The 14,757-nt window shown below is 57.5% G+C and carries 12 protein-coding genes; 4 read left to right on the top strand and 8 right to left on the bottom strand.

Annotation, left to right across the window (positions count from 1 at the left end; genetic code table 11):
- Positions 1–6: 6 nt before the first annotated feature.
- From QEN43_RS11195 to queF, 3 genes are all read right to left on the bottom strand, one after another.
- The gene (locus QEN43_RS11195; protein ID WP_156912856.1) at positions 7–624 is read right to left on the bottom strand and encodes a glycine zipper domain-containing protein; all 618 of its coding nucleotides are present in this window, start codon (positions 622–624) and stop codon (positions 7–9) included.
- 265 nt (positions 625–889) lie between these two features.
- Positions 890–2,560, bottom strand: a complete 1,671-nt coding sequence (locus QEN43_RS11200) for a serine/threonine-protein kinase (protein ID WP_051331919.1) — start codon at positions 2,558–2,560, stop codon at positions 890–892.
- Between the two features lie 245 nt (positions 2,561–2,805).
- Positions 2,806–3,195 (bottom strand): preQ(1) synthase, encoded by a 390-nt coding sequence (queF, locus tag QEN43_RS11205; protein WP_026611399.1) that lies wholly within the window; start codon positions 3,193–3,195, stop codon positions 2,806–2,808.
- Between the two features lie 202 nt (positions 3,196–3,397).
- On the opposite strand from queF, the gene smc reads away from it, so the two are divergent.
- The 3 genes from smc (at position 3,398) to ligA (ending at position 9,744) form a co-directional block, all read left to right on the top strand.
- Entirely contained in the window at positions 3,398–6,913 is a 3,516-nt protein-coding gene (gene smc / locus QEN43_RS11210; protein WP_026611398.1) for a chromosome segregation protein SMC, read from the top strand.
- A 96-nt stretch (positions 6,914–7,009) separates the two neighbouring features.
- Positions 7,010–7,723, top strand: a complete 714-nt coding sequence (locus QEN43_RS11215; RefSeq protein ID WP_026611397.1) for a cell division protein ZipA C-terminal FtsZ-binding domain-containing protein — start codon at positions 7,010–7,012, stop codon at positions 7,721–7,723.
- Positions 7,720–9,744 (top strand): NAD-dependent DNA ligase LigA, encoded by a 2,025-nt coding sequence (gene ligA, locus QEN43_RS11220; protein WP_036269164.1) that lies wholly within the window; start codon positions 7,720–7,722, stop codon positions 9,742–9,744. The genes QEN43_RS11215 and ligA overlap by 4 nt, the downstream gene beginning before the upstream one ends.
- Here the strand turns inward: ligA and QEN43_RS11225 are convergent.
- From QEN43_RS11225 to QEN43_RS11245, 5 genes are all read right to left on the bottom strand, one after another.
- Positions 9,735–10,166 carry a hypothetical protein gene (locus tag QEN43_RS11225; protein WP_026611396.1) on the bottom strand — a complete coding sequence of 144 codons (432 nt, stop codon included), beginning with the start codon at positions 10,164–10,166 and terminating at the stop codon, positions 9,735–9,737. The two genes, ligA and QEN43_RS11225, sit on opposite strands and share 10 nt — an antisense overlap.
- Before the next feature lie 873 nt (positions 10,167–11,039).
- The gene (locus QEN43_RS11230) at positions 11,040–11,522 is read right to left on the bottom strand and encodes a type II toxin-antitoxin system RatA family toxin (protein ID WP_026611395.1); all 483 of its coding nucleotides are present in this window, start codon (positions 11,520–11,522) and stop codon (positions 11,040–11,042) included.
- Between the two features lie 147 nt (positions 11,523–11,669).
- Positions 11,670–12,140: a PAS domain-containing protein gene (locus QEN43_RS11235; RefSeq protein WP_026611394.1), complete on the bottom strand. Its 471-nt coding sequence runs from the start codon at positions 12,138–12,140 to the stop codon at positions 11,670–11,672.
- A gap of 94 nt (positions 12,141–12,234) precedes the next feature.
- Positions 12,235–12,705 carry an SRPBCC family protein gene (locus tag QEN43_RS11240; protein ID WP_202901170.1) on the bottom strand — a complete coding sequence of 157 codons (471 nt, stop codon included), beginning with the start codon at positions 12,703–12,705 and terminating at the stop codon, positions 12,235–12,237.
- A gap of 114 nt (positions 12,706–12,819) precedes the next feature.
- A complete protein-coding gene (locus QEN43_RS11245; RefSeq protein WP_036269785.1) occupies positions 12,820–13,974 on the bottom strand; it encodes an NAD(P)/FAD-dependent oxidoreductase in 1,155 nt (384 codons plus the stop codon).
- Between the two features lie 271 nt (positions 13,975–14,245).
- Between QEN43_RS11245 and QEN43_RS11250 the strand changes: the two genes are divergently transcribed.
- Positions 14,246–14,635 (top strand): response regulator, encoded by a 390-nt coding sequence (locus tag QEN43_RS11250; protein WP_026611391.1) that lies wholly within the window; start codon positions 14,246–14,248, stop codon positions 14,633–14,635.
- The last annotated feature ends 122 nt before the right edge of the window (positions 14,636–14,757 follow it).

A 14,757-nucleotide genomic window follows, 5' to 3' on the forward strand; every position in this document is an offset into this window, starting at 1 on the left:
CGCCGGTCAGCTCGGAGTGATGATGAAAACGGATTCGTCGGTGTCGTAGCTGGTGCCGGTTTGCACCTTGTGCTCCACCACGTAGGTGCCCGGGTGGGCATTGCTCGGAATGGCGATGCTGGCGGCCGCTTCCCAGCCCCCGCCACTTCGCTGGACATGTTGCGGGGGAATTTCCGAAAGCACCTTGCCGTCTTTCTTGAGTACCCAGCTTTCGCTGACCTCCGCCTGCGTCATACCCTGGGGCAGCATGAGCGAGTAATCGGTAACCACACGAACCTGCTCGCCCGCTCTGATCTGAGAGGGTGAACTGGAGCCCTTCCGCACCTTGACCAGGGGACTCGCGACCCTTTCGGAGATCCCATAAATCTGGCGCTCGTCAGCCTCCGTACGCACCTGGGTCGAATTGTATTCCACGAGCTTCGCGGTCGCCCACCCCAAAGCCGCTCCCGCGGCAGCTCCCACCAAGGCGCCTTTCCAATTGCCCCCGATCGCTGCACCGCTGGCCGCTCCAACCACAGCGCCCGCAAGCGATCCGAGGAGCTGGCCGTTTGCCCCCTGGTTGGCACAGCCCGCCGCGAGAGCGGCGCAGAGCGTGATACTCAGTGTTTTCGATCTTGTATTCATGTTCATTTCCTTGATTTATGCGTCAGTAATCATAGCCCGAATACCCCCAAGGGATTTGAATTACCGCCATCAACACGGCGGCCAACACCCATCGATCGAACGCGTCAGTCACTCCCCCTTTGGACTTTCGTCGGCCTTCGATTGGGTCGAGGCAAATGCCCTATCGGAGTACCCCATGGCGGACAGACCTGGCTGAGGGCCGATCCCGTCAGGTCCCGAAAACCCTTCGACCGGGCTTAGAGCGAACGGTGTATCGAACTAGGCTCTAAGGCGTCGTCTGGCGGGCCCCTTCGTATCTCATGGCACCGCTCCAATCGGGCTCTGACGCCGGAGCCTTGGGTTTCTCGGCGGGTCGTCGGGATGCCTCCTGGGGCGGCTTGATGCTAGCCGATTTCGCTTTCGGTTTCACGGGGGGCTTGGGTCGCTCACGCGGAGGCGGCAAGGTCTCGCGACCTGAGCGCTCTTTCGAAGTTGGGACGACCTCTTCGCTTGTGTGATTGATTTCTCGCTTTGGTGCGACAGTGTCCGGTGTTATACCGGGCGGTAGCGTCGGCGTTTCGTCCGACCGTGCGGGTTCCTGAGTTCCGGTGGTCGGCGGTGTCGTGATCGGTGGAGTCTGTTCCTCCGGCGTCGGCGGGAGCGTTGCTGGCGTTTCGTCCGGGGGTTCGGCGTCCGGGGACGTCGAGACAGGAGGTGTGACCGGCAAAGCTTGTGTTTCCGGGATAGGCTGCGTTATCGCGGGCGCTTGATCCGTCGGCACCTCTGCCGTGGCCGGCGCCTCGGGTTCAGCCGCCTGAGATTTCAACTCCGGCCTGGGAGCCGGTTCCTGAAGCCAAAGAAAAATCGCACCGCCGCCCAGTACCGCTATCACGAGCAGAATTGCGGCAAGTGCCACCAGGTTCCGTTTCAGAAAATTCTGCTGACTGGCACCGGATGAGGCGGTGCGCCTCGGAACGGTCCTTTCCAGCTCTTCGAATACTTGGGCGAATTCGCTGACAGACTGCTGGCGGCGCTCCGGGTTGAGTTCTAATGCGCGGAGGACGGCTTTATCCAGAGCCGGCGGCACCTCTGGCAGAAACTTCGACAAAGGTTCGAGTTTTTTGCCTGCCAACTGTGCATTGATGGCCGGCGGATGAACGCCGGTGAGCAGGAAATAAATCGTGGCGCCTAGCGAGTAAATATCTGAGCGTTGGTTGGTCCCGGCGCCCGTGATTTGCTCCGGCGCGCTGAAACCGAAGGATACCGCTCGCCCCAATGTACGTGTCGCTTCATCGGGGTTATCGAACTTGGCGATGCCGAAGTCGATCAGCATGACGTGGTCCTGATCGTCCAGCAGAATGTTGTCCGGTTTCAGATCGCGATGAATGATCGGCGGGTTTTGCGCGTGGAGAAAGCTCAATACCTTGCACAGCTGATGCGCCAACGGAATCAGCGTCGGCAAGGGGATGCGCCCACCCAAGCGCTTGCGCTCCGAACCCAACGTGCGCGTGCCGCCGAACTCGAGCACCAGGTAAACCATGCCGTTTACTACCGCGCGATCGATGATATCCGGGATGGAAGGATGATGAAGCCGACTAAGCAGCGCGGCTTCCGCCTCGTCGAACAAAGGCTCCGGAATTTCTTTGAGCGCCCGCCGTTTGCCATTGAGCAGCAAATCCTGCACCAGGTAGGTCGTACCGAAGCCGCCCCTGCCCAGAACCGAAGCGATCCGATAGCGATCCTGAATGACTTCGCCTTCCCGCCTCACCCAGCCCAAAATACCGCGGACGCTACCGCTGACGGTGATGTCCAGATAAGCCATTTCGAAGTTACAGGCCGGGCAACGACATCCGGCGCGAACCAGCTCGTCTAACGGGGCCGGGTGACCGCATTTCGGACAGCGGCGCACCGCCACCGTCTTATCGTCTTCGCTGTGTTCGCTAGCTGGGGAACTCATACGAAACCTGTGGACTTGATCATTTGGATCCGGGTTTTGAAAAAGCCCGAGGTATCGGGGCTGGTCGAATCTACCGTAGTTATCTTTCACGCTTCGGACGCTGGAACCGCCGATGCGCCCCAACCGGTTCGCTGCACCATGTTCTTAATCCGCGCAGATCGAGCGCGCACGAATACACGCCGATAGAGGTTGTCGGTTCCGCACGGACCGGTCCTTCTGATAGAAGGAAATTCAACATCCTGCCATCAAGGAAGATTCACCAAGGACGGCGGCTCCCAGGCGTGATCGCGGTGCTCGGCCACGACCGTAGTGTAGATTCCGCCACGGACGTTGAAACGGGCGGTCACCCGCATGAAGTTAGGCGCGCAGGCTCTGACCAGGTCGTCGAGAATGCGGTTGGTCACCGCTTCATGGAAGGCGCCCTCCTCGCGGAAAGACCAGATGTATAGCTTGAGTGATTTGAGCTCCACGCAGGATTGCTTCGGCACGTACTCGATCAGAATGGTGGCGAAATCCGGCTGTCCGGTCTTGGGGCACAGGCAGGTGAATTCCGGTATCTCGATGCGGATCGTGTAATCGCGGCCGGGATGCGGATTATCGAAGGTTTCGAGGTCTTTGCTAGGTGCGGATGGCATGGGAACGGTCAAGAGTTTCGGGGATGAACCTTGCTGCGGAACGGCGGAACGTCAATACCTTACGAAATCCCGCCGATGGACTTAGTCGTTTATAATAGCGCCCGGTTCCATTACAGACCAGATCAACGGACTTGCCCGCCATCGCACCCATCGCGTTTTTTCCGATGCCGTCCCGAACAGCGAAACTCGTCTGAACCCTCTAATGCGGCTGGAGAAGATCAAACTCGCGGGCTTCAAGTCCTTCGTCGATCCCACATCGATTCCGCTCCCCGGCAATCTCGTGGGCATCGTCGGGCCGAACGGCTGCGGCAAATCCAACATCATCGACGCCGTACGCTGGGTGATGGGCGAATCCTCGGCCAAGCATCTTCGCGGCGATACGATGGCCGACGTCATCTTCAACGGCTCCAGCACGCGCAAGCCGGTGGGGCTCGCCTCGGTGGAACTGATCTTCGACAACAGCGAAGGCAAGGCGCCCGGCGAGTTCGCCAAATACCGCGAAATCTCCATTAAGCGCCAGGTCACACGGGATGGACAGTCGACTTACCTTTTGAACGGCACCCGCTGCCGCCGCAAGGACATCACCGACCTTTTCCTCGGCACCGGCCTCGGCTCGCGCAGCTACGCCATCATCGAGCAAGGCACCATCTCCCGGCTGGTCGAAGCTAAACCAGACGAACTGCGCGAGATCATCGAAGAAGCCGCGGGCATCTCGAAGTACAAGGAACGACGCCACGAGACCGAACTCCGCATGCGCCATACCCAGGAAAATCTCGATCGGCTGCAGGATTTGCGCGACGAGGTAGCGAAACAATTGGAGAATCTCCGGCGTCAGGCAAAAAAAGCGGAAAAATATTCGGCTCTCAAGCAGGAGGAACGGCGTTACAAGGAGCAACTGCTGGCGATCCGCTGGCGCAATTACGACGAGCGCCTGAATGAATATCGGAAGTCCCTGGCCGCCGCCGAACAATTGTTCAAACAGTTGGTCAGCGAGGGCAATAGCCTGAGCGAGTCCCTGGACCAGCACCGGGAGCGGCATGAAGCGCTGCAACATCAGATTGCCGAGCATCAAGGGCGCTATTACGAGCTGGGCGCTGAAATCAGCCGTCTCGACCAGACGATCAAGCACGCCCAAAAGACGCGCGAGACGCTGCGTCTGGAACAAACCCGGCTCCATAACGAGAAAGAGCAAGCCCTTCATGACCTGGAAAACGATAGACATCAGCTCGAGGCCATACGTGAAGAGCTCGCGGCAGTCGAACTCGAACTCGAACAAGCCTTGTCCGCCGAAACCGAAGCGATCCAATACCGGGATGACGCAGACAGGGCGCTTAAGAACCTGCGTCAGGCGTTCGAATCCTTAAGCGGCGAGATCAATCGCTACAAAAGCCAAGCCGAGATCCAGAAAACGCGACTTAAGCAACTGGAGCAACAAGAGCGCCAACTCCAGTCCCGACGGGAGCGGCTGGAGCGCGAGCGCGATGAACTCGAAGACACGCTGCAAGCCGAGGGGCTCGAAGGGCTGCAGCAGGCTCTCGCGGAACTCGAAGCCGAACGCGCGGCGCTGCACGAGCAGCTCCAAATCCTGACCGATCGAATCCGTCACGAACGCCAAAGGGCCAAGTCCTGCCACGACGAACTGAACGCCAACCGCGCGGAGTTGCACGCCCTCCAGGGCAAGATCAGTTCGCTCGAAACGCTGCAGCAGCACGCGATGGGCAAGGACCGCGCCGCACTTAAGTCCTGGTTGGCAGAACGCGGCCTTGACGGGGCTGGGCGCCTGGCCGAATACCTGGAGGTTCGCCCCGGCTGGGAAACGGCGGTGGAAAGCGTCCTCGGCAGTTATCTCGAAGCCCTTTGCGTCGAGAGTTCGGCAGATTATTGGCCACATTTGAGCGGCCTGCCCGGCGAATCGCTAAGCTTTTTCGAAACCCGCTCCCCTAATGCGAGCAAAACACCGGCCGAGCAGAAACTTATCGGCCAGGTGCAATCGCCTTGGGAGCTCGCTCCGCTGCTCGGTACCGTGTACTGCGCCCAAGATCTGGCGTCCGCCAAAACGCTGAGCGAAAAGCTAGCGGATCACGAATCGGTCGTGACACCGGACGGAATCCGCATAGGCCGAGGCTGGCTGGCGATCCAAAAACCCGAAGACGGCAAGGCCGGAATGATCAAGCGGGAGCGCGAGTTGCGGGAACTCAAAGCGCGACGCGATAGCCTGCTGGAAAAAAACCGGTTGCTGGAACAAGACCTCGCTCAGGCCGATCAAGCCGTAAAAGACGCCGAACACGAGTACGAGCGAATGCAAACCGAGGAGCGTTCCTTGAGCGTCGAACAAGCTCGTCTCAAGGCCGACTTGAGCGCCGCCACGGCGCGCTGCGAACAGGCCACAAAGCGTCTCCGGCAGCTCGAATACGAGTTGGACGATCTGGAAGAGCATCAGTCCCAGACCGTCGAAGAAACCGCCGAAGCTAAGACCGCCTTGCTGGAGGCCGAAGAGCGGCTTGCCGATTTGGAACCGAAAGTGGCCGACTACGCCGCCCGAAGGGACGAGCTGGAAACCAATCTCAGTAAGGCCGATGCCGCTCTGAAATTGGCGCGCGAGTGTGTACACCAACTCAAAACTCGGCTCGAAACCCTGAAATCCGCCGAAGGCCTGACCCGAAAACATCTGGAGCGGGCGCAGCAGCAGTACGAGCAGTCCCTGGGAAGGCTCGAAACCGTCAGCGCGCAGATGAGCGAGGCCGAGATGCCGGTCGAAGACGAACAAGCCCGATTGGAAGAACTACAGGAACAGCGCGTCGAGGTGGAGCGGACGCTGTCGGATTTGCGCAAGCGCGCCGGCGAATTGGAGACCGAGATGCGCCGCATCGACGAATCCCGCATCCACAACCAAAGGGCCTTGGACGATCTCAAACAGCGCCTCGATCAGACCAAGCTCGCGCTTCAGGCCAACGAGGTGCGTCGGCAGACCGTGCAGGAACAATTCGACGAACTGGGCGCGGAGCCGGAGGCGGTTTTGGCCGGATTGCCCGAAGACGCAGACGAAAAGATCTGGCAGAAACGTGTCACCGAGCTCGGAGAAGAAATCGTCAGGCTGGGCGCCGTCAATCTGACCGCAATGGAAGAATACCAAGCCCAGGCGGAACGCATGAAGTTTCTCGATCAACAGCACCAAGATCTGACCGACTCGCTGGCTACCTTGAGAGAAGCCATCGAAAAGATCGACAGGGAATGCCGGGCTCGTTTCAAGGATACCTTCGACCGGATTAACGCGGGCCTACAGCGAATGTTTCCCAAACTGTTCGGCGGAGGCCAGGCATCCCTGGACCTCACCGAGCGTGATCTGCTGGAAACCGGCGTCAGCATCATGGCGCGGCCTCCCGGCAAGCGCAACACCTCGATCCACCTCCTTTCGGGAGGCGAAAAGGCGCTCACGGCGGTCGCCCTGGTGTTCGCCATCTTCGAACTGAACCCAGCGCCGTTTTGCCTGCTCGACGAAGTGGATGCTCCGCTGGACGACGCCAATGTCGGTCGGTTTAGTCAATTGGTCAAAGAAATGTCCGAAAAGGTACAATTCCTTTTCATTTCGCATAACAAAGCGACGATGGAAATCGCCCAGCATTTGGCCGGTGTCACCATGAAAGAACCCGGCGTGTCCCGCATCGTCGCTGTCGACATCGATGCGGCGGTTGAAATGTCGGCGGGATCAGCGGCCTAATTGTTCCTGTGCCGCAGGGGCCGATTTTCCGTACAAAAAGTGGCGCTCGGCCGCCTCCTTGTTTCCGGGCGGGTCAAGGGCATTCGAGGAAAGGGGATGGATAGAGATACCGTACGTTTGATCCTGCTGGTCATCGGCATCATCGTCATCGCCAGCATTTATATCTGGGGACGATACAAGCAAAAGATCCTGGACTTTCTGCAAAGGCGGGTCGCGTTCGACGAACTCGACTTCGACCCTTCGATCGATGAGGAACTGCCCGATTACAACGACGACGAAGCCGAAAGCGTTCGTGTTCTAAATCGAAACGAGCGACGGTTTACCGACGACCCCGATCTGGCGGAAGACAGAATCGACCAAGCGCATGACGCCTCGAAAAAACCGAATGGGACCACCACCTTGGGGGCGCCGTTCATCATTCAGCTCAGCGTGGTCGCGAAAGGCGAGTTCCTATTCGCGGGCGACGAACTCAAGAACGCTCTGATGGACCTCGATCTGGTCCATGGAGAAATGGGCATCTTTCACCGTTACGATTCCGAACTGCGGAAACCGCTGTTCAGCGTCGCCAGCCTGGTCAAGCCCGGCACCTTTCCCATCGACGACATGGCGTCGTACCAATACCCCGGCGTTGTCCTTTTCTTCCAGCCCGCCACCGTGGACGATCCCCTGCGCGTGTTCGACGATCTAGTCGACACTTGCCATGAACTCGCGATACGCCTGGACGGCATCGAGTGGGACGAAACCCGGCGACCGTTGACCGAGGAAAAAATCGCTCAGATGCGCCGTGGCCTGATAGAGGCTTACGAATGACCGCGAACGCGCCGGAGGAGATCAAACGCCGCGCAGAGGAATTGCGCAAGGAAATCGAATTCCACAACCTGCGCTACTACCAACTCGACTCACCGCTGATCTCCGACGCCGAATACGATCGCTTGATGCAGGAGCTCTTGGCGATCGAACGGCAATATCCGGAACTTGTAACTCCCGATTCTCCTACCCAGCGAGTCGGCGCTCCGCCGGTCGCAGCTTTCGCCACGGTGCGCCACGAGATTCCCATGCTGTCGCTGGAGAACGCTTTCAGCGACGAAGATGTCGAGGATTTCCACCGGCGCGTGAGCCAGCGGCTCGGACGCAACGACATCGGCTATTTGGTGGAACCCAAGCTCGACGGTCTCGCGGTCAGTCTCATCTACGACAAGGGCCTTCTGGTTTGCGGGGCCACCCGCGGCGACGGGCACACCGGCGAGGACATCACCCATAACGTCCGCACGATACGCGACATCCCGCTTCGACTTAAGGGCAGCGGCTGGCCGGAACGCTTCGAAGTGCGGGGTGAAGTCTTCATGCCGAAAAAGGCTTTTCTCGCCTTAAATGAGCGGGCACGTCAGAACGGCGATAAAGTTTTCGCCAACCTGCGAAATGCCGCGGCCGGAAGCCTCCGCCAACTCGACCCGAAAATCACCGCCTCACGCCGCCTCTGTTTCTATTCTTACGGCTACGGCATCTATCCGGACGAACAACTGCCGGAGACCCAAAGCGCCTTGATGGACCGTTTCAAGTCCTGGGGTATTCCCGTCAATCCCGAGCGGCGCGTGGTCCAGAGCATAGCAGGATGTCTCGCCTACTATCGCGACCTTTTAGCGAGGCGGCATGATCTTCCCTATGACATCGACGGCGTGGTCTACAAAGTGGACCGCCTCGCCGACCGACGTCTCATGGGCTTCGTCGCCCGCGCGCCGCGCTGGGCCATCGCCCACAAATTTCCCGCGGAAGAGGCAACGACCAAGGTCATCGCCATCGAGGTCCAGGTAGGACGAACCGGCGCACTGACGCCCGTAGCGCGACTTGAGCCCGTGTTCGTCAGCGGCGTCACCGTAACCAACGCAACACTTCACAACGCGGATGAAGTGCGTCGCCGGGATATTCGGGTAGGCGACACCGTCATCGTCCGGCGTGCCGGCGACGTGATCCCGGAAGTGGTCAAAAGCCTGCCCGAACTTCGCCCGGCCGATGCTCAGATTTTCCAAATGCCGAGTCACTGTCCGGTGTGCGGCTCCGAGGTCGAACTGGCGCCGGGAGAAGCCATTGCTCGCTGCAGCGGCGGCCTATACTGCCCCGCGCAGCACAAGGAATCGATCAAACATTTCGCCTCGCGCCGGGCGATGGACATCGATGGGTTGGGCGACAAACTGGTGGATCAGATTCTCGAAAACAAGCTGATCGAAACCGTCGCAGACCTTTATCGTCTGACCGTGGAACAACTTGCGGCGCTGGATCGCATGGGACGGAAATCGGCGGAAAACCTGGTCAATGCGCTGGAAAAAAGCAAGAAAACCACCCTACCCCGCTTCCTTTACGCGCTGGGCATTCGGGAAGTGGGCGAGGTCACCGCGCAAACCCTGGCCGATCACTTCCGAACCCTCGACGCCATCATGGCCGCGAACGAGGAAGAACTGCAGCAAGTGCCCGATATCGGCCCATCCGTGGCCCATCACATCTACACCTTTTTCCGGCAACCGCATAACATCGAGGTCATCCGAGCGCTGCTCGACGCTGGCGTGCATTGGGAAGAAGTGGCGAAGACAACAGCCGACCGACCGCTCCAAGGCCAGACCTTCGTTCTTACCGGCACGCTTTCCACCATGACCCGCGACGAAGCGAAAGCCCGACTTCAAGCCCTCGGCGGCAAAGTCACCGGCAGCGTGTCCAAGAACACCCGCTATGTCATCGCCGGCGCCGATCCCGGCTCCAAGTTAGACAAGGCTCGGGAGCTCGGCGTCGAAGTGTTGGATGAGGAGGCGTTTTTACGCCTGATCGGTGATCAGAACTGAAAGAAGATCACCAGAGCTACGGCGGCCAGCATGCCGGCATAGACGGCGGGTTTGTGTCGGAACCATCTCCGGCTTGGATAAAGGTTCAAACCGTCCACATACAATGCAATCCAGTCACGAAGTAACGCTCGCACCTTGCGGAAAACGAACCAACCGAGTATCAGGAAAATAAAAAGTCCGGTCCACGCCGTTAGGATCTGTGCGGCGCGTTGGGAGACGTGAAATATCGCTTCGATCAGGTGCTCGAGTCCAAGCTCCAACACCTCGATGAGGTAATGCAGTAACGTTCCTATCCAACCCAGAACGACATCGCCGAAAAACAGCATGACGACGATGCCGATGAGCAGCGCGACCATCCGTTCGTCCAACTTGGCCTTTATCCAAAATAGCCAATCGTTGAGTTTATCTGAAACGCGACGCATTTTTCCTGAACAGCGGCACTTTCGAGTAAGGCAGTTCGCGAATCGATTTAGGGTAGAAAGCAAAAAAAAGGTCGGCTGAGGAGGTACCGGCCGACCTTAAAAGTCTTCCTTCGCTAGTTCGTTGAGGTGCTGAACCAGCGTCTGCCTTGAGGGGGACTCTGCGGCAGTGGTTTTATAATATGGTATCGACTCGATATCTTCAAGCATTTTTTTAAAATTTGATCTCGGGATCTGGATTGGGCGTTCGCGAGACTCATCGAACACGAAAACGCAGGTCCGAGCTGCGAAGAATTCGACTCGCGGAATACTGTCTCATAAACGTTTCGTGGCGTCTCGCGACGCGTGCACGTCAGCCTTGAATGCTGATCCGAAGCCCGAAGGAGCGATTTGGCAGTACTCGCCTTTTTGCTAAGCGTGACTTTATGCCGCGTGTGTTCTGGGTCTCGTCTTCGGTTTGGCGCTCATGCTCGATGCACCCGCTTCGCGGGAACCGGTCATCATTTCGGCTCTCAGCATCATCATGGTGGGGTTCGCGGCTCCGCAAGGGAATATGCGGATCGATTGGGTTGAGAGAGGGCAGGCGATTAATCAGTTGGCAGGGCGTCGCGGCAATCAAAATCGTAAATCCTCGCGAGGCGATTTCGACCCACTACAACGGTTACCCGGTTTTCAAATTACCGCTCGAAGACTTCAAAGAGCTCCGTCGTCGTTGCGGGTCTCAACAACCGACTGAGATAGCTTGAGATCATTGAGCCACGCTGGGCCCTACCGCTTCGCGGTTCCGAAAAGCCGACTCTCGGCCGGTCTCACCTTTAAAGTTCCAACACCAACAGACGCTGAGCTTGCGTCAAACGGCCATCGCCCGACTTATGCTTATGTCAGCGTCCCCTGACCCACGACAGCTTCGGGCGGATGAGAAGGCCGTTCACCGTATTTCTTGGCCGCCTGTTTGCAGAAAGCCTCGACGAATGACTCGGTTACTTCCTTGAAAAAGCCGCCGAAGGCCATGCCCAACAAAGCATTCGCGAATTCAAAATCAAGCCGGAAGGTCGCTTCACAGCCGCCCGTCGCGATCGGTTCGAAACGCCACTGTCCGCGCAAATGCTTGAACGGGCCTTCAACGAGATTCATGCGGATTTGTTTGCTCTCGACCATCGAGTTTTCCGTGGTGAAGGAAAACTTGATCTTGCCTTTGGACAGCGTGATGGTGGCTTTGAGGGAGTCGGACGTTTTGGAATGCAGTTTTACATGGGTACACAGAGGAAGATAGCTCGGATAGGACTGAACGTCGTTCACCAAATCATACATTTCCTTGGGCGTATAGTTGACGCAAACACTCGTGCAAATGACCGCCATAACTAAACCTTGAATAATACGTGATCTTCTCTAGCTGCGCCGGCCCGAGCGACGGCGCCCATTTTCGGCTGTATGCGAGCAGTTCGGAGGTTCTTTCGAAACAAACCATCTTTTTCTCGCTTTTTCTCGCGCATTTTTGCGGAGGGATTAGCCCAATGATTTCGTCAGTTTTGACATGTTTTCCAGTCTTTCGCTCAGGCGTTTTATTTCTTCCTCGGCACGCACCTGGCTGGTTACATCGTACTGAATGCCGAGGAAATAAATCACCTTTCCGTTCCGATCGAAAAGCGGTGTAAGTGCGAGGTGATTATAAAAGAGCTCGCCGTTCTTTCGATAATTGCGAAGTGTCATCTCGATCGGCTGAAAATTCGCGAGCGCATTGCGGATATGGCTACGCGCCTCCTGATCTCTATCGTTTCCCTGTAAAAACCGACAGTTTCGCCCTAGCACTTCCCCCAAGCTGTAACCCGTAATCTCCTCAAAGGCCTTATTGGCATAAACGATTGGCATATCGTCCAAATCTGGATCGGCCAGTGTCACGCCGTTGACGCACGAATCGAGAATCTTGGCCAGCACCTGCGGGATAAGTCCCGGATCTTTTTCAACAATGAAGGCCATGGCCGGTTCCTCCTAGCTCATCACTTCAATCTTTGGTTTTCGGCCTATCGTTGACCGAAATACCTCGCCAAACTCCTTTTCTCATCATTTCTCATCATGACTCGCCCTCAATCAGGCTCTTCAGATTCTTCACCGTCCGCTCGGCACCATCCTGGATCGCGGCCCGTATCAATTTCTCGAACGGCCGCATGAACAGTTCGAGTTCGAACAGCTCGAAAGTGAATGCCAACTGCGTGACCGGGGTCGGCGTGCTTTTTTGCTCGAAGTCGAAGGCACAGCGATAGGGGCTGGACACCCCGCTGAAGCCAAGTCGCTTATTGGGTTGATAATCGGTCACTCTGAACGTCGACTCCGTCCGGTGTCCGTGGTCGACCCGAACCTGATGCGCCAAAGTGCCGAGACGCACAGGCCCATCCGACAGAGGCTTCAATTCGACAACTTCGGGGGACCATTTGGGGTAATTGACGAAAAATTCATCGCCGACAAAACGAAAGACTTCGTTTATGGGTTTGTTGATGACCGTGGTCGCCTTGGCTTTTACGGGCTGACTTGAGCCAAACATCATTTTGCCTCCTGATTTCCTGGCGTCGTCATCGGATGCACCGATTTCCCATAAATCCAGTCGAGCTTCGTGTTCGAAAGCCTTGCCGCAGGTCTAGCCACGCCTTATTCCCGCCCGTCACAAGATATAGGTATCGATGCCTGCGAGTAATAGATCGTATTGCGCCTCCACAAGTTCTTTCACAACCGCCGCGGGAAAACCCGCTACGACGTTGCGCTCCGACACCAGCCATCCCACGGAATCTTGCGGTCCCAGGCTGATCAGATAGCCGAGGTCGCGATGCAGATACGGCTCCAACAACTTGACGAGTCCCGAGTGCCTGAGAATGTTCCGAGCCGCCAGCTTGCCCTTGCGCACGGCAGACTGAGCGGTCATGGCGTTCGAGCCCAACGAGCGGTAATACGAGCAGTCGCCGGCGGTGAAAATCCGATCCAAAACCTCTCCGTCCGCCACGACCTGACCGAAAAAATTGGCGTGCAGACGAAGTCCCACGCTCTTGCCGATGAAAAGTAGCGTGAGGTGGGAATCGAGTTCGGACAAGTCGCCCGTTTCGGCCGATTCGAGTACTACATGATCGGCCTCCTGGCCCCGAAAGAAATGACCGGGCACGTACTCGATTCCGAGATCCGCCATTCGAGCCTCCGCATACCGCCCCAATTTCGGATCAAACTGCGTCAGCACTCCCTGCTCGGAGCTCACTAGGCGCAGGCGACAAGGAATTCGGCGCTCCCGCGCGAAATGGGCGATCTCGAACAGATACTGGATCCCGGTCGCACCGCCCCCGACTGCGGTAATCCACGGCATGGAAGAATTAGCTGCCGCCAAGTGCTCTTCTAGGATTTCGGGCGCCGGCCTTTCGATGAAATCATCGAGATCGATCACCTGTCTCGATTTTTCGAGCTTCTTGAAACCGGCACCGGTGGCGACCAGGAGATAATCGAACCCTACCACCTCCTGGCCCACCGGTATGACTCGATCGTATTGCCACTTTTTCAACGTCGAATCGTCGAATGTCAGATCCGCCATCACGTGGCGAAAATTGAAGCGCTTTTCTAGAGCCGAGAACGGCACCTTGAAATCCGTTAAAGGACGACGAAAACTTTCGTGAAGATGTGTAATCTTAAGGTGATAAGGCTGGCGATCGACCAACACGATCTCGGCGTCGGGGCGGTATTCACGGATCGTAATCAGTGCCGAAAGACCCGAATAACCACCGCCGATGATGACAAGCTTGAGTGCTGCCTTGCTGGGAAAATACAATGGCAAAAACATGTCCATTCGACTTTTGTTGTTTCTTCTTGTATGAATTCCCCGTAGTCAAGGGTTCGATTTCCGAAAGCACGAGGACCCGATCACCCTGCCGCGGACATTCCCGCTCTTCATAAGACTTACCGATCCGGCAAAGATTCCCCCTTGCTTGGTTACGCAGCGCTCACGCGGTTTACGCCGCACCGGTGACGACTCGCAGCTCCAACGGAAAAAAGGCTCGGCTAGGACTTTGTGTCAACCGGAATTTACAAACAGGACAACGAGGAATTTATCCATGACCGACCAAGATACCCTCTATCGCCCAGGCGATAAATCGAAGCGGATTCTCGTGGTCGATGACAACACGGATGCCGTGGAAAGCTTGGCTTTATTGCTCGAACTCGAAGGCCATGACGTCCGGACCGCGCTCAACGGGCCGGCGGCTCTCGATTTGGCATCGGATTTTCAGCCCGACGCAATTCTTTTGGACATCGGTCTCCCCGGCATGGACGGCTACGAAGTGGCGCGCAGACTGCGCGGACGTCCGGAAACCAGCGGAGCGCTGATCATCGCGATCACCGGCTACGGGCAACAAGAAGACCACGCCCTCACCAAGGCAGCTGGGTTCGATCATCATCTGGTGAAGCCGGTCGACCCCGAAGAACTGGGCGCTCTACTCGCATAGCCCTATGGCGACGGACTGGGTGATTTCACACACTGCTGTGTGTCATTTGACTCACTTTTTGAAGATGCCGCCGGAGCGAACGTCGTGTTGTCGCCCACATCCCCATGGATTCGGCACACTTG

It is taken from the genome of Methylocaldum szegediense (genome assembly GCF_949769195.1).
In the GTDB taxonomy this organism is placed as follows: domain Bacteria; phylum Pseudomonadota; class Gammaproteobacteria; order Methylococcales; family Methylococcaceae; genus Methylocaldum; species Methylocaldum szegediense.